Annotated in this window: 19 protein-coding genes and 1 other RNA gene; 9 read left to right on the top strand and 11 right to left on the bottom strand. The window is 36.0% G+C overall.

Annotated elements, in window-relative coordinates:
• The 7 genes from QVO66_RS06260 to QVO66_RS06230 form a co-directional block, all read right to left on the bottom strand.
• On the bottom strand, positions 1 to 667 hold a 667-nt coding region (locus QVO66_RS06260; RefSeq protein WP_288172684.1), incomplete at its 3' end, for an L-ribulose-5-phosphate 4-epimerase.
• A gap of 5 nt (positions 668 to 672) precedes the next feature.
• Positions 673 to 1,350, bottom strand: coding sequence for an NUDIX hydrolase (locus tag QVO66_RS06255; protein ID WP_021854580.1), 678 nt, complete (start codon positions 1,348 to 1,350; stop codon positions 673 to 675).
• Between the two features lie 21 nt (positions 1,351 to 1,371).
• Positions 1,372 to 3,054: a sodium:solute symporter gene (locus tag QVO66_RS06250; RefSeq protein WP_021854579.1), complete on the bottom strand. Its 1,683-nt coding sequence runs from the start codon at positions 3,052 to 3,054 to the stop codon at positions 1,372 to 1,374.
• A gap of 36 nt (positions 3,055 to 3,090) precedes the next feature.
• Positions 3,091 to 4,251: an aldose epimerase family protein gene (locus QVO66_RS06245; protein ID WP_441295429.1), complete on the bottom strand. Its 1,161-nt coding sequence runs from the start codon at positions 4,249 to 4,251 to the stop codon at positions 3,091 to 3,093.
• 963 nt (positions 4,252 to 5,214) lie between these two features.
• Positions 5,215 to 6,987, bottom strand: a complete 1,773-nt coding sequence (rpsA, locus tag QVO66_RS06240) for a 30S ribosomal protein S1 (RefSeq protein WP_021854576.1) — start codon at positions 6,985 to 6,987, stop codon at positions 5,215 to 5,217.
• A 182-nt stretch (positions 6,988 to 7,169) separates the two neighbouring features.
• On the bottom strand, positions 7,170 to 7,709 hold the full coding sequence (locus QVO66_RS06235; RefSeq protein ID WP_021854575.1) for an FHA domain-containing protein: 540 nt from the start codon (positions 7,707 to 7,709) through the stop codon (positions 7,170 to 7,172).
• 4 nt (positions 7,710 to 7,713) lie between these two features.
• On the bottom strand, positions 7,714 to 8,802 hold the full coding sequence (locus QVO66_RS06230) for an SPOR domain-containing protein (protein WP_021854574.1): 1,089 nt from the start codon (positions 8,800 to 8,802) through the stop codon (positions 7,714 to 7,716).
• A gap of 136 nt (positions 8,803 to 8,938) precedes the next feature.
• On the opposite strand from QVO66_RS06230, the gene rfbC reads away from it, so the two are divergent.
• From rfbC to QVO66_RS06215, 3 genes are all read left to right on the top strand, one after another.
• The gene (gene rfbC / locus QVO66_RS06225) at positions 8,939 to 9,490 is read left to right on the top strand and encodes a dTDP-4-dehydrorhamnose 3,5-epimerase (RefSeq protein ID WP_021854573.1); all 552 of its coding nucleotides are present in this window, start codon (positions 8,939 to 8,941) and stop codon (positions 9,488 to 9,490) included.
• 24 nt (positions 9,491 to 9,514) lie between these two features.
• Positions 9,515 to 10,828, top strand: a complete 1,314-nt coding sequence (locus QVO66_RS06220; protein WP_021854572.1) for a UDP-glucose dehydrogenase family protein — start codon at positions 9,515 to 9,517, stop codon at positions 10,826 to 10,828.
• Between the two features lie 65 nt (positions 10,829 to 10,893).
• Positions 10,894 to 11,628 (top strand): DUF4738 domain-containing protein, encoded by a 735-nt coding sequence (locus QVO66_RS06215; RefSeq protein WP_288172681.1) that lies wholly within the window; start codon positions 10,894 to 10,896, stop codon positions 11,626 to 11,628.
• A gap of 115 nt (positions 11,629 to 11,743) precedes the next feature.
• On the opposite strand, the gene QVO66_RS06210 is transcribed toward QVO66_RS06215, so the two are convergent.
• The 3 genes from QVO66_RS06210 to rnpB form a co-directional block, all read right to left on the bottom strand.
• Positions 11,744 to 12,136, bottom strand: coding sequence for a YkvA family protein (locus tag QVO66_RS06210; RefSeq protein ID WP_021854570.1), 393 nt, complete (start codon positions 12,134 to 12,136; stop codon positions 11,744 to 11,746).
• A 266-nt stretch (positions 12,137 to 12,402) separates the two neighbouring features.
• Positions 12,403 to 13,722, bottom strand: a complete 1,320-nt coding sequence (locus QVO66_RS06205; RefSeq protein WP_021854569.1) for a YihY/virulence factor BrkB family protein — start codon at positions 13,720 to 13,722, stop codon at positions 12,403 to 12,405.
• A gap of 26 nt (positions 13,723 to 13,748) precedes the next feature.
• Positions 13,749 to 14,120: RNase P RNA component class A (gene rnpB, locus QVO66_RS06200), an RNA gene on the bottom strand.
• Between the two features lie 274 nt (positions 14,121 to 14,394).
• Between rnpB and QVO66_RS06195 the strand changes: the two genes are divergently transcribed.
• The 6 genes from QVO66_RS06195 (at position 14,395) to QVO66_RS06170 (ending at position 18,980) form a co-directional block, all read left to right on the top strand.
• Complete coding sequence (locus tag QVO66_RS06195; protein WP_021854568.1) at positions 14,395 to 15,840, top strand: Do family serine endopeptidase; 1,446 nt, start codon at positions 14,395 to 14,397, stop codon at positions 15,838 to 15,840.
• A gap of 175 nt (positions 15,841 to 16,015) precedes the next feature.
• Positions 16,016 to 16,879, top strand: coding sequence for a sigma-70 family RNA polymerase sigma factor (locus QVO66_RS06190; RefSeq protein WP_021854567.1), 864 nt, complete (start codon positions 16,016 to 16,018; stop codon positions 16,877 to 16,879).
• The gene (locus tag QVO66_RS06185; protein ID WP_021854566.1) at positions 16,876 to 17,283 is read left to right on the top strand and encodes a hypothetical protein; all 408 of its coding nucleotides are present in this window, start codon (positions 16,876 to 16,878) and stop codon (positions 17,281 to 17,283) included. The genes QVO66_RS06190 and QVO66_RS06185 overlap by 4 nt, the downstream gene beginning before the upstream one ends.
• Before the next feature lie 27 nt (positions 17,284 to 17,310).
• Complete coding sequence (locus QVO66_RS06180) at positions 17,311 to 18,246, top strand: hypothetical protein (RefSeq protein ID WP_021854565.1); 936 nt, start codon at positions 17,311 to 17,313, stop codon at positions 18,244 to 18,246.
• Positions 18,213 to 18,701, top strand: a complete 489-nt coding sequence (locus QVO66_RS06175) for a S24/S26 family peptidase (protein WP_021854564.1) — start codon at positions 18,213 to 18,215, stop codon at positions 18,699 to 18,701. The genes QVO66_RS06180 and QVO66_RS06175 overlap by 34 nt, the downstream gene beginning before the upstream one ends.
• A 6-nt stretch (positions 18,702 to 18,707) precedes the next feature.
• A complete protein-coding gene (locus QVO66_RS06170) occupies positions 18,708 to 18,980 on the top strand; it encodes a PqqD family protein (RefSeq protein WP_021854563.1) in 273 nt (90 codons plus the stop codon).
• Between the two features lie 682 nt (positions 18,981 to 19,662).
• Here the strand turns inward: QVO66_RS06170 and QVO66_RS06165 are convergent.
• On the bottom strand, positions 19,663 to 20,519 hold an 857-nt coding region (locus QVO66_RS06165; protein WP_288172679.1), incomplete at its 5' end, for a thiamine pyrophosphate-dependent enzyme.

The following is a 20,519-nucleotide window of genomic DNA, read 5'->3' as shown; positions in this document are numbered from 1 at the left end:
CGTTTGGTCCGTGTTTACTGCTGAAATGTTTTTCAACGAGGAGAGGATTCATTGTTGTATCTGGGTTAACCATGAAAGAAACAAATGCCATCTTGGCAACTTCTTCCATCACAACGGCATTATATACAGCGTTGTCTGGGTCTGTTCCCCATGAGAATGGTCCATGGTTCTTAACCAATACCCCTGGAGTGTGCACATAGTTGATTCCTTTGAAGCGTTCAACAATGACATTGCCCGTTTCTTTTTCATACTCGCCCATCTGATTTTCTGTCATATCTTTTGTACATGGTATGGCATCGTGGAAATAATCTGCATGTGTCGTGCCGATATTTGGAATGTCTTTGCCTGCCTGCGCCCATGCTGTAGCATATGTAGAGTGGGTGTGTACAATGCCTCCGATTTCGGGAAATGCGCGATACAAGACCAAGTGTGTCGGTGTATCTGATGAAGGATTGAGATCTCCTTCAACAACTTTTCCTGTAGCGAGGTCTACAACCACCATGTCAGATGCCTTCATATCGTCATAGCTTACGCCTGAGGGCTTTATTACAACAAGCCCTTTTTCGCGGTCTATTCCAGATACATTTCCCCATGTAAATATTACCAAGTTATGTTTTACAAGGTCAAGATTGGCCTTAAAAACTTTTTCTTTTAATTCTTCAAGCATAATTCTTATAATTTAAATGTCGGATCTTCCATGTATGCATCATTATTAAAACGATACAAGGCTGCTCCTCGTTTAGATGTAATTTTGTCAATTAAATCGGTCTTTTCAATGAAATCGATTGTCTTTATACGTTTTCTGAAGTTACGTTTGTCGATAGCCTCTCCTAAGATAGCCTCGTATACATGTTGCAACTGTGTTAAAGTGAACAGTTCGGGCAGTAGGTTGAAGCTTAGCGGCTCAGATGAAATTCTTCTTCTAAGCAATGATATGGCTTTTTTTACCATATCATTGTGGTCAGAATAGAGTTTGGGCAGTTCTTCAAGATTAACCCATTCTGTCTGATGGCTTTCTTGAAGAGTCTTGTCGTAATCCTTAACGTTTATCAGGGCGCAATATGCTATAGATATAACTCTTTCACCTGGATCACGGTCAACAGCTCCGAAAGCTCCTACCTGTTTCATGTATAAGCCTGTAAGACCTGTCAGTTCATACAATACTCTATTTGCTGCTTCATCCAGCGTCTCGTTTTCTCCAACAAATCCGCCATAAAGAGACCATTCGTTCCTTCCTGGGTCCATCTGGCGTTTTCCTATCAGCAGTTTTAGCTTATTGCTTTCGAAACCGAAAACGATACAGTCTACTGATACAAAAAATTTTGAATGTTCGTTATAATAAATTGTCATATGCTCTAAGTTATTTCGTTATTACCAGAAGTAAATGTAGAATGCCACTGTAATCGCTAATATGATGATGCTATGTATTACATCCCAATGATTCCAGCTTGCACGTGATTCGGCTTTTTGTTCTGGTGTTGCAGTGCCAAATACGAGTCCTTTGATTTTTTCTTCAGATGGAGCTTCTGTACACAAGCTTACGATTACGACAACCAGACAGCAGAAAATCAGCATTACACCACAGAAATAGAGCCAGTTGAAGTCGTAGAATACTGCTTTAAACCAATTATCTGTTGCGTCTGTTGTATTGCTATAGTAAACCTTTGCACCTAATCTTGTAAGACCTATAATTATTCCAGACAGAAGTCCCCACATGCCTCCTTTTGCTGTTGTTCTTTTCCAGCATATACCTAACAAGAATGCTGCTGCTATGCCGGGAGCAAGTACGCTTTGTACATCTTGCAGGTAGTTATACAATACATTGCCGACGCTTCTCATTATTGGTATCCACAGAATTCCAAGAATTACAATTACCACAGTTGCCATTTGACCAATTCTCACGAGAGATTTTTCTGAAGTGTTCGGGCGTAGACGTTTATAGAAGTCGATGGTGAAAAGCATGGCAGATGAGTTAAACAATGATGCCAGTGAACTCATGAGGGCGGCTAGAATACCGCATACGACCAAACCTTTCACTCCTGCAGGCAGAATTTTTGCTACCAATGTCGGGAAGGCAGCATCACTGATTGTTACTCCATTTGCATCAACCGGTAGGAAAGTGCCGCCTGATTTTACGTTCAATGCGTATGCGATCATTCCTGGAATAAGGAAGATGAATACAGGAAGTAGCTTTAGGTAAGCACCAAAGATTGTTCCGCGACGTGCCTCTCTTTCATTTTTTCCGGAAAGAACACGCTGTACAATGTACTGGTCTGTACACCAATACCAAAATCCGATAACAGCAGAGCCGACTAATGCTCCAAGCCAAGGATAATCAGGGTCTTTCAGATTGCGCATCAAATCTGTCATGTGATCTCCATATTCGTTAACAGGCTGTATAGAACATACCTGTAGTACTTGGTCCCAACCGCCAACTGCTTTCAGGCCTAATACTAAGATTATGAGTGAGCCTAATAATAGGATAGGGGTTTGCAGTACAGATGTGTACAACACGCTTTTCATTCCGCCGAAAATAGTGTATAGAGCTGTTATTAATACCAGTCCAATTGCTGCAATCCAGAAAAAGTCAATGCCCCATAGCTCTTTAATGCCGAATACTTGTTGGAAAACAAGTCCTCCTGCGTATACCGTAACAGCAACTTTAGTCAAGACATAGCTGATGAGTGATATTACAGATAAAATAGTGCGGCTTTCTTTATTATAACGTTTTTCTAGGAACTCTGGCATTGTGTATACCATACTTCTTGTGTAAAAAGGTACAAACACCCATCCAAGAATAAGAATCATCCAACCTTGAATTTCCCAATGTGCCATCGCCATTCCTGAAGATGCTCCGGCTCCGGCAAGTCCGATCAGATGTTCTGAACCAATGTTTGAGGCAAAGATAGATGCACCAATGGCTATCCATGTTGCGTCTCGGCCTCCAAGAAAATAGTCAGCCGAGTCATTGTTCTTTTGATTGATGACCCATACAACTATACCAATCAGTGCCAGGCAAAAGACACCAATTACAATCCAGTCTAATAGTTCCATTTTTTTTGATTAAAATTTTAATAGGTTAATAGTTATTTATTTAATGCTGAATTTGAATATGCAGTGTGAATAGTATTTTTCACCAGGTTTCAGGTTTGCTGTCGGCCATCCTTTTTTGTTTGGAGTGTCCGGATATTTTTGTGTCTCGAGACAGCATGCTGCACGTTTGTTGTATGCAATGCCCTTTTTCCCGTTAATCTTTCCGTTTAAGAAATTACCTGTATATACCTGAATGCCAGGCTCATTCGTGTAGACTTCAAGCATAATGCCTGTCAAGGGTGAATATAGGCTCGCTGCTACTTTGGTATCATCACCTTTACCGTCTTTATATGTATTTAAACACCAGTTATGGTCAAAGCCATTGGCATTCTTTATCTGATCAAATTTGAAATTATTGACATCCTTTCCAATTGCAGTAGGCTTCCTAAAATCCATAGGGGTATTATCTACTTTAGCAATTTCACCCGTTGTCATGTATGTTGAGTCAGAAGGAGTATAATTGTCTGCGTTTATGTACAGAATGCAATTCTCTATATCCTTAGTTGGGTCTCCGTTAAGATTAAAATATGAATGGTTGGTCATATTAATAACGGTTTCTTTGTCTGTTGTTGCTGTATATGTTATGTCCAGACTGTTATTGCTTCTCAATACATATGAAACAGTAGCGGTTACATTTCCGGGGAAATTGTTATCTCCATCTTTAGATAACATTGTTAGTTCTAGTGTCGAGTCATTAGGTTGCTTGGCATCATATACCTGATATTGCCATCCGGATGGGCCTCCATGCAGGCAATGTCCATAATTGTTTGTAGGTAGCTGTATGTTTTTTCCTGCAATTTGTAATTTACCTTTATTTATTCTGTTGGCATATCTTCCAATCGCAGCTCCGAAATCACTTGGACTGTTTACTGAATCTGCATATTGTGCTATATTGTCATATCCAAGAACAACATCTGTTTGTTTGCCGTTTTTATCAGGAACAACAAGTGATACAATTCTTCCACCAAAGTTCGTTATACATACTTCCATACCATTTTTGTTGTTTAGGGTATAGAGTTTTACGGCTTTTTGATTTATAGTTGTATCAAAAGCAGCTTCAGACAATCCTGAGATTGTGCTTACGTTGCTGCCGTTTTTAACTCCGCATGCGGATAATAAACAACATGCAAGGCCTAAATTTAAGATGTTAAATTTAATGTTCTTCATGATTTTATATTTTAGATCGTTATTGGGTGTAAAATTACATTATATTCTTTAGATGCCAAAATATATTAGTCTGTGTTTTTATTTTAATGCTGTTTTTTTGCAAATTTTATCATTTCGCTGCTTTTTGTGTGAATTTTTAAGAGATAAATTCTCTTATGTAAAACTATTTATGTAGTATGGGGGCTTGGGATTTTATTTTTGTCATATGTTGAATTGTTTTCTTGCTTCTTTTAATTTAATGGGTTGAATATAATGTATGTTAGGCGGAATATAATCTATCTTAATATATTGTTACATAATGATATTTCTGGTATGAGCCGTTTTAATGTATGCAGAGGTGTTGTACTGTTTATATAAATCACTTGTTTTCGTACAAAAAGTCTATTACTTTTGCATTAAAAACAATAGACTTTTTGTACGAAAACAATAGGTTAATGATTTGAAACTTTTATGCACCTGTTCTCTTTTTATTTGTGCTTTTATTGCCCTGTGCTTTAGCGATTTATTCACTATTATGTTTATTTTAATTTCAATTTTTCCCCTCTTCAAAATTTGTTGACTTGCTGGATATGTCTGAACAGGCTTTTGCCTAATGAGAAAAAGCTATTTGTGCATAATAATAATTATGCTTTCTGTATAAAATAATTTTGTTTAGTCCTTATATAGTATATTTAGTTTAAATGACATATACGTAATATGTGTCAAATAGAAATGATTTGACTAGTGTATAATGTTTACACAGTAAATGCACTAATAAATTTAGTGCGCTATTGTGGTAATGTTTATTGAAAATCATTAATACGAGTATTGTTTTTAATTTAACAAGGCGAAATGTTTTGTAATTGTGATTATGATTGTTTGTCTTCCATTTGTGCTTGTTATCGTTTTTTTTATATATAATAAAATAGGGAAGCAAAATTTGCTTCCCTATTTTATTATGGAATAATATGATTATTATTCTCCTTTTTCCATTTTAGCTTTAAGCTCAGCCAAAGCATCGATGTCGCCAAGTGTTGTTCCTGCTGCAACGTTATTTATAACAGGAGCATCTTCCTTCTTGGCCTTCTTTGCACGAGGAGCTTTCTTCGGCTCTTCTTTTACATCCTCGAATGTACGGCTGTGTGAAAGAATGATACGTTTTGTTTCTTTTACAAACTCAATTACCTTGAACTGGAGCTCTTCACCCGGCTGAGCCTGTGAACCATCTTCCTTTACAAGGTGCTTAGGTGTTGCGAAACCTTCTCCGCCTTCATTCAGAGTGATAACAGCACCTTTGTCCATTATTTCGGTAATCTTACCAGTGTGGATAGAACCCGGTGTGTATATTGTTTCGTATGTATCCCAAGGATTCTCCTCAAGCTGCTTGTGGCCAAGGCTGAGACGACGGTTCTCTTTGTCTATTTCAAGAACAACAACGTCTATTTCTGCACCAACCTGAGTAAATTCTGATGGGTGCTTTACTTTCTTGGTCCAAGACAAATCGCTGATATGGATGAGTCCGTCAACACCTTCTTCGAGTTCTACGAAGATACCGAAGTTAGTGAAGTTGCGAACCTTTGCAGTGTGCTTGCTTCCAATAGGATATTTAACTTCGATTGTTTCCCACGGATCTTCTTTAAGCTGCTTGATACCGAGTGACATCTTACGCTCTTCACGATCAAGAGTTAAGATAACAGCCTCAACTTCATCGCCAACGTGCATGAATTCCTGTGCACTGCGGAGATGCTGGCTCCAGCTCATTTCTGAAACATGGATAAGACCTTCAACACCAGGAGCTATTTCTACAAATGCACCATAGTCAGCGATAACAACTACCTTACCCTTAACATGATCGCCAACTTTGAGGTTAGGATCAAGTGCATCCCATGGATGTGGAGTGAGCTGCTTCAGACCGAGAGCAATACGTTTCTTGTCATCATCAAAGTCAAGAATAACAACGTTAATCTTCTGGTCAAGTGCAACAACCTCATGCGGATCGCTTACGCGGCCCCAAGAAAGGTCTGTGATGTGGATGAGTCCGTCAACACCTCCAAGGTCAACGAATACTCCGTATGATGTAATATTCTTGACAGTTCCTTCGAGGATCTGGCCTTTCTCAAGCTTGCTGATAATTTCTTTCTTCTGTGCTTCGAGTTCAGCTTCGATAAGAGCTTTATGTGAAACAACAACATTGCGGAATTCCTGATTGATTTTAACAACTTTGAATTCCATTGTCTTTCCTACGAATACATCGTAGTCGCGTATAGGATGAACGTCAATCTGGCTTCCCGGGAGGAATGCTTCGATACCGAATACGTCAACAATCATACCACCCTTAGTGCGGCACTTAATGTAACCCTGTATAACTTCCTCGTTATCAAGGGCTGCGTTAACGCGCTCCCAGCTCTTGCTGAGGCGAGCCTTTTTGTGTGAAAGCAGAAGCTGTCCTTTTTTGTCTTCCTGATTTTCAACATAAACCTCAACAACATCTCCGATTTTTAAATCGGGGTTATAGCGGAACTCGCTTGCAGGAATAACACCGTCGCTCTTGTAGCCAATATTGACAACAACTTCTTTCTTGTCAATAGAAATTACCTTTCCGTCTACAACCTGGTGCTCGCTAACTTTGTTAAGGGTTTCATCGTAAGCTTTTTCAAGTTCTTCTTTGCTTACATTTGCTTTGCTTCCATTCTCAAACTCGTCCCAATTGAAGTCTGATAATGGTTGTACGTTCTTTAAATCTGACATAAAAATTAAAAATAAATTAAATAATTAATAAAGTTCGACTTTATATTTGTTTATAAATCGGCTGCAAATTTACAACCTTTTAATTTTATATTTCAGTTTCCTGTAATTTTATTTCCTTATTTTTGCTATTTTGTGGCGTTTTTAATTTTTTTTAAGTGTTTACAGCTGCCTCAACCTGCTGATTAGTCTGTTGTTTTACCTTCTTTTGGCGCTTTTAGTATAATACTTGTGGCTCCGATTGTGAATAATGTGCCATCATGTATAATTCTTTTTTCTTTATTCCCCAAAATTTCATTATCTACAAATGTGCCGGTGTAGCTGGGGCCGTCGCTTAGGGTGTATTTCAGATGCCCCTTCTTGTCTTTGGATACATTTATATTACAATGGGTAATATCTATACTTGGGTCATTTGTCTCAATAGGAGTGTTTGTCTTGCTTCCTTTCATATATCGGCCAATTATGTTGTCTCCGAATTTTAGCGGTATGACCTGCTTATAATGAAAGACATTTTCGATGACAATTAATGCTCCGAATTCGTCATTATATTCATTTTCGTTTAATATCTCATCCTTTTGCGGATTTCTAAGTTTTGTTGCTCCAATTCTAATACCAAATTGTTTGCCGCATTGTGGACACTCAAATATAAGTGACTGCCCCTCTTTGTATTTTGTTTCATCAAATGTGATAAATCCATCACATTTTGGACATCTAACTCTTTTCATTATATTATTTTATCTGGTATACCCAAGCATCATAAAAAAACTCATTGCCTCTCAGGTCATTGAGGGCGTTATATGCATCATTTCTGGTCTTGTATTTTCCGTATACAACTTTGATGGATTTATTGCCTTCAATTAAAGTGCTTGCTTCATATCCTTTTGTAGTAAGCTTCGTAACAAAAGCGTCTGCATTCTTTTTTGTTACTCTACTTGCCAATACAATACAAAAATATTTGTCTTGCTTGACTGGCTTTAATTCCTCTGGAGCCTGTACCGACTTGTTGCTAATATTTTTTGAATTGATATCAGCTTTACTTTCCTTCTTTAATTGTATATTTTCTTTCGTGATATTATTGTAACTGTTTTTGATTAAGTTATGAATAATACCATTGTCCATATTCCCCATTTGTATAATTTTGTTATTGTTGTTTATTGGGGAAGACCAGGCGAAGAATGTTATTATTGCAATAAATACCGCCAATACGCTTTTAAATAGCTTTATTTTTGTTGATGGCGTATTGTTGCTTGATTCATTGAATTTTTCTTCTAATACGTCGTTCTCTTTTATCCTATAGTTTAATGGAGATGTTGAAAATGTTACAGTGGCAGTCGTCCTATCCGAGTTCGCTCTGTTTTCATGACATACGTCATTTTCTTTAGATATGTTGCTGTCATCCTCTTCTCTTTTCATTTCAAAAGAACTGAGGCTGTACAGATCTGGTGTCAGGATTCCTGCTTCGCAAGGTTTGAACTCAAGGTTACCGTCGTTGTTTAAATATAATGTACCGATATCGCAGAGTTCGTAAGACCCTTCGTTATATATAATTTGTTTTAATTCATTTACCTCTCCTGAGATACGGTTCTGTGCATCAGGATAGCTTATGTCATAAGCTTCTGTATACGATTGTACAAGTAAGGAATCATTGATGTTTAATTTGGGGTTGAAACCTAATGTCCTTTGAGGGGGCAGGAATAGACAATCCCTTTCATCGTAAGTAGCCGGGATGTGGCTGGCGATAAAACCGCCAAGTCCGGGTACGATGACACAGTCATTCCTTAATAATAATATTTCAATATGTCTTTCTAATTCTATCACGGATGCAAAATTACTCGTTTTTGATTAAAAAACAAAATAATGTAGCTTATTATGAAGATTTTTTTAATCATGCTGCAATAATTCGGATAATATTTTTAATTTTGCAGATAAATTATTAAGAAATTATATTCAAATTATGAATTACATAAAAACAGAAATAGATGGAGTTTTTATTATAGAGCCAAAGGTTTTTAATGATTCCAGAGGATATTTTTTTGAGGCTTTTAAATATTCTGACTTTAAAGAGCACGTAGGGCAGGTTTCATTTATTCAAGATAATGAATCAAAATCGTCTTATGGCGTCTTGCGTGGCTTGCATTATCAGAAGGGGGATTTCTCACAGGCTAAATTAGTACGTGTCATTAAGGGACGTGTACTTGATGTTGCAGTAGATCTCCGGAAGGATTCTTCAACTTTCGGTAAGCATGTAATGGTAGAATTGAGCGATGAAAATAAGAAACAATTCTTTATTCCTAGGGGATTTGCTCATGGATTTTTGGTCTTAAGTGACGAGGCAATATTTACGTATAAGGTGGACAATGTCTACTCTCCGGAGAGCGAGGCGTCAATAAGATTTGATGATCCTGATTTGAATATAAATTGGCCGATAGACTCGAATGATATTCAGACAAGTCAGAAAGATCTGAATGGAGTGGCTTTTAAAGATGCAGAATATTTTAATGTATAGGTGTAATATATAATTTATAGCCGAATGAATATAGCAATTGTTGGAACAGGTTATGTCGGATTGGTTTCTGGTGCTTGCTTTGCTGAGACTGGGGCAACTGTAACATGTGTGGATGTTGATTGCGCGAAAATTGCAGCATTGAGGAAAGGTATTATACCTATTTACGAACCAGGGTTAGATGAACTTGTTGTAAAAAATATTAATGCCGGCAGATTAAAGTTTTCTACCTCATTGGCAGAAGTCTTAAATGATCAGCAGATTGTATTTACTGCAGTAGGCACACCTCCGGATGAAGATGGAAGTGCTGATTTGAAATATGTTCTTCAGGTTGCTAAAACAATAGGGGAGAACTTAAACCGGTATTTGGTAGTTGTGACAAAAAGCACCGTTCCTGTTGGAACTTCTCACAAAATTGCTGATACAATAAAGGCAGAACTGAAAAAACGTGGTGTGGATGTCGCATTTGACGTAGCAAGCAATCCGGAATTTCTTAAGGAAGGTAATGCCATTAAAGATTTTATGAGTCCGGATCGGGTTGTTATTGGGGTAGATAGTGAAAGAGCAAAGAATATTTTGACAAAATTATACAAGCCGTTTCTTCTGAATAATTTCCGTGTGATTTTCATGGATATTCCTAGTGCGGAGATGACAAAATATGCTGCAAACTCAATGTTGGCCACCCGTATCAGTTTTATGAATGATATTGCCAACCTTTGTGAGCTTGTTGGTGCTGATGTTAATAAGGTTAGAGCAGGCATAGGATCTGACACACGTATAGGCCGTAAATTTTTATATGCAGGATGTGGATATGGAGGATCTTGTTTCCCTAAGGATGTTAAGGCTTTAATAAAAACGGCCGATGATAATGGATATTCGTTGGAAGTATTGAAGGCTGTTGAGAAGGTTAACGAAAGACAAAAAGAAGTATTGTTCAAGAAGTTGGTTAAAGCCTTTGACGGGGATTTGAATGGTAAGTCTGTTGCATTGTGGGGATTGGCCTTTAAACCAGAAACCGATGACATGCGTGAATCAACAGCATTGGTTGTTATAAAGAAGTTGTTGGATGCTGGATGTAAAGTGCAGGCCTATGACCCTGAAGCAATGAATGAATGTAGACGCATAATTGGCGATAAAATAGAGTATTATGAAAATAAATACGATGCTTTGCAAAATGCTGATGCATTGATTTTGCTGACAGAATGGAAAGAGTTTAGATTACCGGATTGGAATGTTGTCGCCAATAAAATGCATAGAAAATTAATCTTGGACGGAAGGAACATATTTGATAATGATGATTTGGCGGAGCATGGTTTTGAATATCATTGTATAGGAAAATGATTAGAAATATTATATACATATTCGTATCGGCAATAGCTCTATTGTTTATTGGAAGTTGTAATAACTTGGATAAACGTGAAAAGCCTGTAGCTGAAAACCTGAAGGCAAAATCTATGTTGGAAGGAATTTGGTTGGATGCAGATGGGGAAAATGTTACATTTCGTATAAAAGGTGATACTGTGTACTATCCTGATTCAATGAGTCAGCCGGTAATGTTTAAGATTATTGCTGATACGATGATTTTTTATGGTAATAATATTTCAAAGTATCCTATAGTAAAACAAAGCCCAAATATATTTGAGTTTAAGAATCAAAATGGTGATATAGTTAAGTTGGTTAAAAGTGACGATCCTAATGATGCTATGCAATTTGTGCAGCATTCTCCAATCGTCTTAAACCAAAATAAAGTCATTAAACGAGATTCCGTGGTTAGTTTTTCTGATAATAATTATCATTGTTATGTTCAGATAAATCCTACTACATATAAAGTTTATCGCACATTTTATAATGATGAAGGACTTGAAATTGAGAACATTTATTATGATAATATTATTCATATTAGTATATTCTCAGGTAGTTCGAAATTATTTTCTAAAGATTTCAGAAAAGATGATTTTGCATCTTGCGTCCCAAAGAATATGCTTAGCCAATGTGTTTTGAGCGATATAAAATTGGATTATCTGGATAAATCAGGTTTTCATTATCAGACGCAGTTGGCAATTCCTGATAGTCCTAGTTGTTTTATTGTTAAGCTGGCTATTACGTATAAGGGTAAAATAAGTATGTCAGTTGCACAATAATTTGTTTAATATTTAGTACATCGGGGGGAGATTTAAATAGTGCTGACATTATTGAAAATAATGATATGAGTGAGACAAAATTGAGGGCGATTAACAAATCGCCCTCAATTTTGTCTTATTTTGTTTCATCAAAAAGGTTGTCAATTTCTTTTATTTCGTCTTCATCAAACCATTTACTTAGTTTGCTTTTTGCTTTTTCCTTAACATCTTCTGACACGTCTCCCCATACCTTGTTAAGTACGTAAATTAAAACGGCCAAGTCGTCACCTAATCCGGCAATTGGTATTGCATCAGGTATCACGTCGAGTGGGCTTATAAGATATCCTAAAGCACCGATAATAATAGCTTTATCCTTAACGGAAACCTTATCGCTTTGCAAAGTGTAATACAATATTAAAGAAGCGTAAACCAATTTTGCTCCCGCACGTTTTGCTATTCTCGAGATTTTTTCAATAAAGTCACCATTCGTGAATTTATTGGAATATGACATGAAATCAGGTAAATTCATTTCTATTTGATTTTAATTTATAATAAAATATACCACGACAAAATTAGTAATAATTTTTATTTTATCCAATATATTTGGGAATGAATAATATTATTGACATCCTAAAATAACATAAAATAACACAAATGAATTTGAGGTTTAAAGATACAATTCGTATTTTGAAAACATGTGATAAGGTTGATACAGGTATTATTGGATGTATGGCTTTTATGTATAAGGTTCTAATGAAAATGTCTTGTTGTATTTTCTTGTTGACATCCCAACGCTTATAAATCCTTTAAAAGTATATTACGCTGATTCTCAAGATATGTGGAACGTGCCATTAGAATCTTTTTCCATCTTTCTGATTTAAATTTGTGAAAATCTAATTCAAGTTTCCATTTGCCGTATGATTCCAAACGGTCTATTAATAGACCTACGCTCAGTCGTGACGTAGATTCCGCTGGTTGATAGAAGTTGTAATCACCTTTATCGTTTGTTGATATTTCTGTCAGGATATTTATTTTGACAAGTTCATATAATAAATCATTTGTAATTCGAATGGGTATACCTGTAATTAATTTAAGATCTAATGCTGTATATGGTTTTCTGCCTTCTTCGAATCTTTTACATATACAGCTGGCAAGGATTACACACATCATCAGTTTGTAACGATGGCTTATATCTTCAGTTTGTGCCTTAAAGGCAAATTCTTCTAAGTTTTGATTAGTATAGCATAGTTCGGCTCCAAATAAACATATTATCCATGATATCTGAACCCACAGCATAAAAAGAGGTAATGCTGCAAATGAACCGTAAATTGCATTATAGCTGCTTACCCATATCTGAGAGTGTATGTAAAATAGTTGAAGGCCTTGCATTGCTGACCCCGCTAATATTCCTGGCATAATCGCACATTTTAATTTTACTTTAGTATTTGGCATAAATACATAAAGTGCAATGAATACGGCAATCATGAGAATGTATGGCATCACATCGATGATAAGGCGAATCATTGGCGCCAGCAACGCATAATTTTCCATCTGGTCTGCAATTGTTGCCACGAATATGGAAATACCTGATGTGACAACTATTATTATTGGTACAAGAAGAAACATTGCCATATAGTCCGTTATTGTACGGAATAAGCTTCTTGGCTTTTTAACTTGCCAAATTCTATTGAAATTCTGTTCTATATTATAGATAAGCATTATAACGGTCCATAACATAAAAAGAAGTCCAATTCCGAGAAATATACCGCTTTTTGTATGAACAAGATATGAATTTACAAATCCGATAATAACTTCTGCTGCTTGTGGCTGGCTTGATAAAACGTCTCTAAACCAAGACTCAATATATTTATTATAACCAAAGCCTCTGGCGATTGCAAAAACAACTGCCAATATGGGTACTATTGCCAGCAATGTTGAATATGTAAGTGCAGAAGCCGAATCTGTCATTCGTTTAGTTGTTGCACTTTCTATTGCCAGGAATAATTTTTTAATTATTTCGTAGCAGAAGTATTTTAGAGGTGAGACGTCTTGACGTTTTACACGCCAAATAGTAACAGTAAAAAAAGATAAAATGTTATTTATCAATTTTTTCATAATATTATTTTGTGGTTAGATAAAAAGAAAACAGTGTCCCTATAAGCCGGGTTTTGTCCTTTAAAATGCGTATAGCATATTAAAGTGCCTGTCATTTATCTAGATTATGAGTTACCCCATAATTCGAGCATTCTACCCTCCATCGTGATATTTCGGACGGATAACCCTCAGACGATGGTTTACATGAACTTGCAGCCTCCAGATAGCACAGCCTGTCAATCACTTGCCAGCTGGTGGTCTCTTACACCACCTTCTCACCCTTGCCTTTACGGCGGTTGTTTTCTTCTGCATCTCCTGCTGTCGCCAACAGCTCCTATTTTCAGAAGTGGAGCATCCTATGCTGCCCGGACTTTCCTCTTATAAGATTGAACTTACAAGCGACAGAGCCGGAACACTGTATTCGACTGCAAAGATACATAAAAATCATATAATTTGAAATATAAAATCATAATTTTACATTTTATTGTAATGTATTGTCATGAATTATAAGCCAATTGCACATTTAAACGAATGTAAAATTATGTGCACTTCTCACTAAGAGCCGTTAATAGTATTATTTTTAGTGTTAAAAGAGGACAAATATATAAGAGAAAACGTGGTATTAACAAATTTTGCGTCTAAATTTGCATGAAAAGAAATTGATATTTTAAGTTTAAATAAAAAATAAATGAGATGAAAAAATTATCAAATTATTTCGCTTATGCTATTTGCTTAATAGCAATGTCATTCTCAACAGGAGCTTTTACAAATGCTTATGCAAATAATTTGCCCGGTCAACCTGTAGACCTGACATATGCAGCAGAAAAAGCTCTACCTGCTGTCGTTCATATTAAATATCTACAAAACAGCAAAATTCAGACTGTTGATGTGCAGGACGATCCTTTCGGAGATTTCTTTGATCCTTTTGGCTTTTTTGGTAATCCGGGAAACAGGGGCTCTCAGAAAAGAAAAATTCAGACACCAAAGCGTGAAGGTGCGGGTTCGGGTGTTATAATTTCTTCAGATGGATATATCGTAACAAACAATCATGTTGTAGATGGAGCCGACGAATTAACTGTTACGTTAGATGATAATAGAGAGTTTTCGGCACGAATTATCGGTACGGATAAAAAGACCGACTTGGCCTTAATAAAGATTGACGGAAAAAATCTTCCTACTTTGCCTATTGGAGATAGTGATAAGTTGAAAGTAGGTGAATGGGTGCTGGCTGTCGGTAATCCTTTTAATTTAAGTTCTACTGTAACAGCTGGTATTATAAGTGCTAAAGCCAGGTCTTTAGGAGCAAACGACATAGAGTCGTTTATACAGACAGACGCTGCAATTAATGCCGGAAATTCAGGCGGTGCATTGGTTAATGTAAAGGGTGAACTTATAGGTATAAACGCCATGCTTTATTCGCAAACAGGAAGTTATAGTGGATATGGATTTGCAATACCGACAACTATAATGAATAAAATTGTTGCAGACTTAAAGACTTATGGAACCGTGCAACGTGCCGTTCTGGGAATAGAAGGTGCTGATGTCAACAAGTATGTTGATCAGCAGAAAGAAAATGGTAAAGAAATAGACTTAGGTACAATGGAAGGTATCTATGTATCTAAAGTTTCTGAAGATGGTGCAGGATTTGAGGCTGGAATAGAAGAGGGCGATGTTATTACTGCTGTTGACGGTAAAAAGATTAAGAAGATGGCTGAGCTGCAGGAGTATCTTGCAAATAAACGTCCGGGTGAAAAGGTGACAATTACTTTCCTGCACAATAAGCGTCAAAAGACTGCAGCAGTGACACTTAAGAATGAGCAAGGAAACACTAAGGTTATCAAGAATGCAGATCTTGATGTTCTTGGCGGTAACTTCCGTGAAATAAATGAGTCAGAAAAGAAACAGCTCAATATTAGCTATGGTTTGATGGTTATGAAGGTGAACGATGGCGCATTTAAAGAAGCAGGCATCAATAAAGGCTTTATAATTCAAAAGGTGAATGATGTTACAATGAAGACAATCGACGATCTTCAGAAGGCTGTAAAAGAAGCATCTGTAAGTAAGGATCCAGTTCTTTATATCCAGGGTGTTTATCCTACTGGAAAGAAGTCATATTTTGCTGTTCCGATATCAAAATAGTTGATGTAGATTAAATTAAGTAGAAGTTATTTTGGGACAATTTTATTGTTGATAAAATTACCAATTATAACTTCTACTTATTTTTATGTGAAAATATTTTGTATATTTCACAATATTTTCTTTGCATTTAATAAGAAAGTTATTAAATTTGCAAATACTTAAATTTATATGCTACATGAGACAACTAAAAATCACAAAATCGATAACCAATAGAGAGAGTGACTCTCTGGACAAATATCTTCAGGAGATAGGACACGAAGAATTAATAAGTGTAGAAGAAGAAGTAGAGTTGGCTCAGCGTATAAAAAAAGGTGACCGAAAGGCTTTGGAAAAATTGACAAAAGCAAATTTGCGTTTTGTCGTTTCGGTAGCGAAGCAATATCAGAATCAAGGATTGAGTTTGCCGGATCTGATTAATGAAGGAAATGTCGGATTGATTAAGGCTGCTGAGAAATTTGATGAAACGAGAGGCTTTAAGTTTATTTCATATGCTGTATGGTGGATACGCCAAAGTATTCTTCAGGCGATAGCGGAGCAAAGCAGAATTGTGCGGCTTCCACTAAATCAGGTGGGGTCTGTAAATAAAATTAATCGGGCATTAAATAAGTTTGAACAAGAGAATGAACGTAGGCCCAGTATTGATGAAATTGCAGACAAGGTAGACATTCCACATGATAAAATTGAAGAAGCAATGAAGGTTAACAGCAGGCATGTGTCTGTTGATGCTCCATTCGCTGAAGGTGAAGATAATAGTTTGTTGGATGTTTTGCCGAATAATGATTCACCAATGGCAGATAAGACTCTTGTGTTGGAGTCGTTACGTGAGGAAATAAATCGTGCATTGCAGACTCTTAATGAGCGTGAACGCAATATTATAGAGGCCTTTTTTGGCATAAATCAGCCAGAGATGACATTAGAGGAGATAGGAGACAAGTATGGTCTGACGCGTGAGCGAGTTAGGCAGATTAAAGAAAAAGCAATAAGACGATTGCGTCACAATACTAAAAATAAATTACTAAAATCATATTTAGGACAATGAGAAGTTTGAAATATTTTATTTGTATTATTTTTTCTATTATAGCTTTAAGTATAACGGTTTCTGCAAAAAACAAATGTGTGCCCAAGGCATATGTTTTTGGAGTTGCAGCATCTTTTAATGATTCAATAGTATATTTCACCGATATTCAGGAACTGGATAGTGCATGGATAGATGATAAAAGTGATTTTTTGTTAAATAGAAGCGATTACTCTTATCAGTTGAAGAATTATTTTGAACAGAAAAATATACCTCATCGTACATGTATTGTCAGCTATGCATTGAAGCGTAAAGATATTGATAAGAAGTATCAGAAAATAAAGAATAAATATGTAAAGAATGGAAATATTAATATAAAGTATATTTCTAGTGATGATTTTCATTTTACTAATGTAAAACCTGAATAAATAAAAACATATAATATCGTATTGTTGATGGACAATGTAAGAACTGAAAATATAGACTTAAATGTTGCATCACATGCATATTATTTTAATATCGCAGATTTTATTGTAAAAATCCTTTTTGAGGATATCAGTAAGAATAATATTGATTTGTTACCATCTTTGAATGATTTCAGCATATCGAATAATTCAGATGGTAATTTTTTGTTCTGTCTGTATGTCGTTTCTGTATTACCTGAAATCGGTATATGCAAGAACCATATAGGCTCATTTGACACAGGAAATGGTTGTGTCATAGTAGATCAATTAGAAAATGGAGAATATCTGTTTTCTGTTAATGATATATGTAATAATGTATGCTGTGAATTGCTTACAGATAAAACTTTTACTGAATGTCATTGCGTCTTAAATGGAGATGCAAGTATGCGGCGTTTTGGCCTTAATAATGCTTTAATGATGATTTATGCATTTGCCGGCAGTTCAAAAGGAGCGTTGCTTATACATGCATCTGCAATAAAATATGGTGATGACGGAATTGCTTTTATAGCAAAGAGTGGAACAGGTAAAAGTACGCATACCGGTTTGTGGATTAAACACATATTTAATTCTGAATTATTAAATGATGATAATCCGATTATCCGTATAATTAATGATGTGCCATATTTGTATGGTAGCCCTTGGAGTGGAAAGACACCATGTTATCGAAATGTTAAAACAAAGCTAAGAGCTTTAGTTCGGATTGAGCGAGGGGACTGCAACCATATTAAGAAATTAAGACCAACAGAGGCTTTTGCGTCGATATTGCCTTGCTGTTCCACAATGAAATGGGATACATTGGTATATGATTCAATTTGTAGTAATATAATACAAATTATAAGTAAAATAGATATTTATACGTTATATTGTCTTCCTGATAGAAATGCAGCACTTTTATGTCACGAAAAGATCTTGAACAAAAAGATATAGAAATCCAGAATAAATATCTCATCCCAGAAATTATAAGGCTGTTGGATGAGGGACGTACTGTTACAATAAGATTAAAAGGTTTCAGTATGAGGCCTTTTTTAGAGGATAAAAGAGATAAAGCGTTATTAAAAAAGTCTGATAGCATTAAAATAGATGATGTTGTGTTGGCAGAAATTAATAAAGGACAATATGTATTGCATCGGGTAATTAAAATGGATGAAAATTTTATCCTATTGAGAGGTGATGGAAACATACAGACCGAATTATGTCGAATTAATGATATTAAAGGCTGTGCTGTAGGCTTTTACAGAAAAGGACGTAGCGCTCTGGAGCGGACAGATGGTATAAAATGGCAATTGTATTCATTTATTTGGAATAAATTATTTCCAATTAGAAGATACTTGCTATATGGTTATAGAAAATTATGGTTAAGAATTTTTCCGGTAAAATTATAGTTTAATATGAAAGCAAAAAAGGGTTTTAAACTACGCAATGTATGTGGTGAACATGTGATTGTTGCTGAAGGAATTGATAATGTGGATTTCACAAATATAATAAGTATGAATGAATCTTCTGCATATTTGTGGAATGAGATATCCTCATTGAATTTTTTCGACGAGAATACGTTGACAGATCTTTTGACAGAAAGATATCAAGTGACAACTGAAATAGCATTTGCTGATTCAAAAAAGATAATGTCAGAATGGATGAAGGCAGGTATTGTTGAAGAATAAAGTTATCTGATAGGATAAAATATTTTAAAAGAAGGATTTCATTCAACCTATAGATTTGACTCTAACTTAGAAATCAGCATGGAGAATTAAAAATAATCCTGCTGATTTTTTTATAATGATAACTCTATTTATAGTTTAGAAAAATGTTGCCCGATTTTCATTCAATGATGAAATTTATTTGAAAAAAGAAATTATAGATGTTATCTAGAAATTTTTATTCATTTAATTTTTTAATGATACCTTTAAAATTGTAATATTTTAGAGGCTAAATGTTATATATATATCTGCTTTTGCTTCGTATTATAGCTTGTTTTTATAAAACTTGCCAATTAGGTTTTATATTATAAGTAATTGGTTTCTTGGTAAAAACTCTGTTGTTTTTACGATATAAATGACTTGTTTTTTATTCAAAAATCATAGACTTTTATCCATTATACAATAAAGTTCTCATCAGACTTTTTATTAATTGATAATTAATTAAGATTTTATCGTTGCAGGAAAATAATTTGTGGGTGTGATTAAGTATGGCTTGTTAATATAGGGGAGGCTCTATAATAATTATATATAATCCTAGATTTCTTAATATAAAAAGGCTGTCCCTTTAAATCGGGACAGCCTTATGATTTGATATTCAGGTGATTTACAAACGTTTAAAATCACCTAAATATTATTATTTAGCTTATTAAGCCTCTTCACCATTACTCCAGTCTTCCTTAGATTTACGGATGTAGCTGTTATAACGGAGTTTAGCCATACGCTCTGCTTCAGCGAAGAGTTCTTCAGCCTCATTTGGATATGCCTTCTTTACAGAGAGGTAACGAACCTCACCGAGCAGGAAGTCGTGGAATTTGCTCCAATCGGGTTCTTTAGAGTCGAGTGAGAACGGATTCTTACCTTCTTCTGCAAGTTCAGGATTGTATCTCCACAAGTGCCAGTAGCCACATTCAACAGCTTTAGCCTCTTCTGCCTGGCTCTTGCCCATACCACCTTTAGCCTTAAGACCATGATTGATACAAGGAGCGTAAGCAATGATGAGTGACGGACCAGGATAAGCTTCTGCCTCACGGATTGCCTTCAAGCACTGAGCCTGATCTGCGCCCATTGCAATCTGTGCGACGTAAACATAGCCATATGTTGTTGCCATAAGACCGAGATCCTTCTTGCGGATTCTCTTACCCTGGGCAGCAAACTGGGCGATAGCACCAAGAGGAGTTGACTTAGAAGACTGACCACCAGTGTTAGAGTAAACCTCTGTGTCAAGGACGAGGATGTTGACATCTTCACCACTTGCGATAACATGATCAAGACCGCCGTAGCCAATATCGTAAGATGCACCATCACCACCGATAATCCACTGGCTGCGCTTAACGAGATAGTGATCAAGAGTCTTAAGTTCCTTGCAGATTTCACATCCAGATTCTGCGCCAGCTGCAATCATTGGTTTCAGCTTAGCAGCTGCAGCTTTAGAAGCTTCAGCATCATCCTGAGCACCAATCCACTCCTGAGCTGCTGCCTTGAATTCAGCAGGAGTATACTCTT

This window comes from Prevotella sp. CAG:255 (genome assembly GCF_000431195.1).
Classification (GTDB): domain Bacteria; phylum Bacteroidota; class Bacteroidia; order Bacteroidales; family Bacteroidaceae; genus Prevotella; species Prevotella rara.
Note: the sequence above shows the minus strand (reverse complement) of the source record. Positions and strands in the feature narration are given on the sequence as shown.

Bases quoted from the DNA above. Each gene is read 5' to 3' on its own strand.
- QVO66_RS06255 (WP_021854580.1), bottom strand. From the start codon at position 1,350: ATGACAATTTATTATAACGAACATTCAAAATTTTTTGTATCAGTAGAC.
- QVO66_RS06250 (WP_021854579.1), bottom strand. From the start codon at position 3,054: ATGGAACTATTAGACTGGATTGTAATTGGTGTCTTTTGCCTGGCACTG.
- rpsA (WP_021854576.1), bottom strand. From the start codon at position 6,987: ATGTCAGATTTAAAGAACGTACAACCATTATCAGACTTCAATTGGGAC.
- QVO66_RS06235 (WP_021854575.1), bottom strand. From the start codon at position 7,709: ATGAAAAGAGTTAGATGTCCAAAATGTGATGGATTTATCACATTTGAT.
- rfbC (WP_021854573.1), top strand. From the start codon at position 8,939: ATGAATTACATAAAAACAGAAATAGATGGAGTTTTTATTATAGAGCCA.
- QVO66_RS06220 (WP_021854572.1), top strand. From the start codon at position 9,515: ATGAATATAGCAATTGTTGGAACAGGTTATGTCGGATTGGTTTCTGGT.
- QVO66_RS06210 (WP_021854570.1), bottom strand. From the start codon at position 12,136: ATGAATTTACCTGATTTCATGTCATATTCCAATAAATTCACGAATGGT.
- QVO66_RS06205 (WP_021854569.1), bottom strand. From the start codon at position 13,722: ATGAAAAAATTGATAAATAACATTTTATCTTTTTTTACTGTTACTATT.
- QVO66_RS06195 (WP_021854568.1), top strand. From the start codon at position 14,395: ATGAAAAAATTATCAAATTATTTCGCTTATGCTATTTGCTTAATAGCA.
- QVO66_RS06190 (WP_021854567.1), top strand. From the start codon at position 16,016: ATGAGACAACTAAAAATCACAAAATCGATAACCAATAGAGAGAGTGAC.
- QVO66_RS06185 (WP_021854566.1), top strand. From the start codon at position 16,876: ATGAGAAGTTTGAAATATTTTATTTGTATTATTTTTTCTATTATAGCT.
- QVO66_RS06180 (WP_021854565.1), top strand. From the start codon at position 17,311: ATGGACAATGTAAGAACTGAAAATATAGACTTAAATGTTGCATCACAT.
- QVO66_RS06175 (WP_021854564.1), top strand. From the start codon at position 18,213: ATGTCACGAAAAGATCTTGAACAAAAAGATATAGAAATCCAGAATAAA.
- QVO66_RS06170 (WP_021854563.1), top strand. From the start codon at position 18,708: ATGAAAGCAAAAAAGGGTTTTAAACTACGCAATGTATGTGGTGAACAT.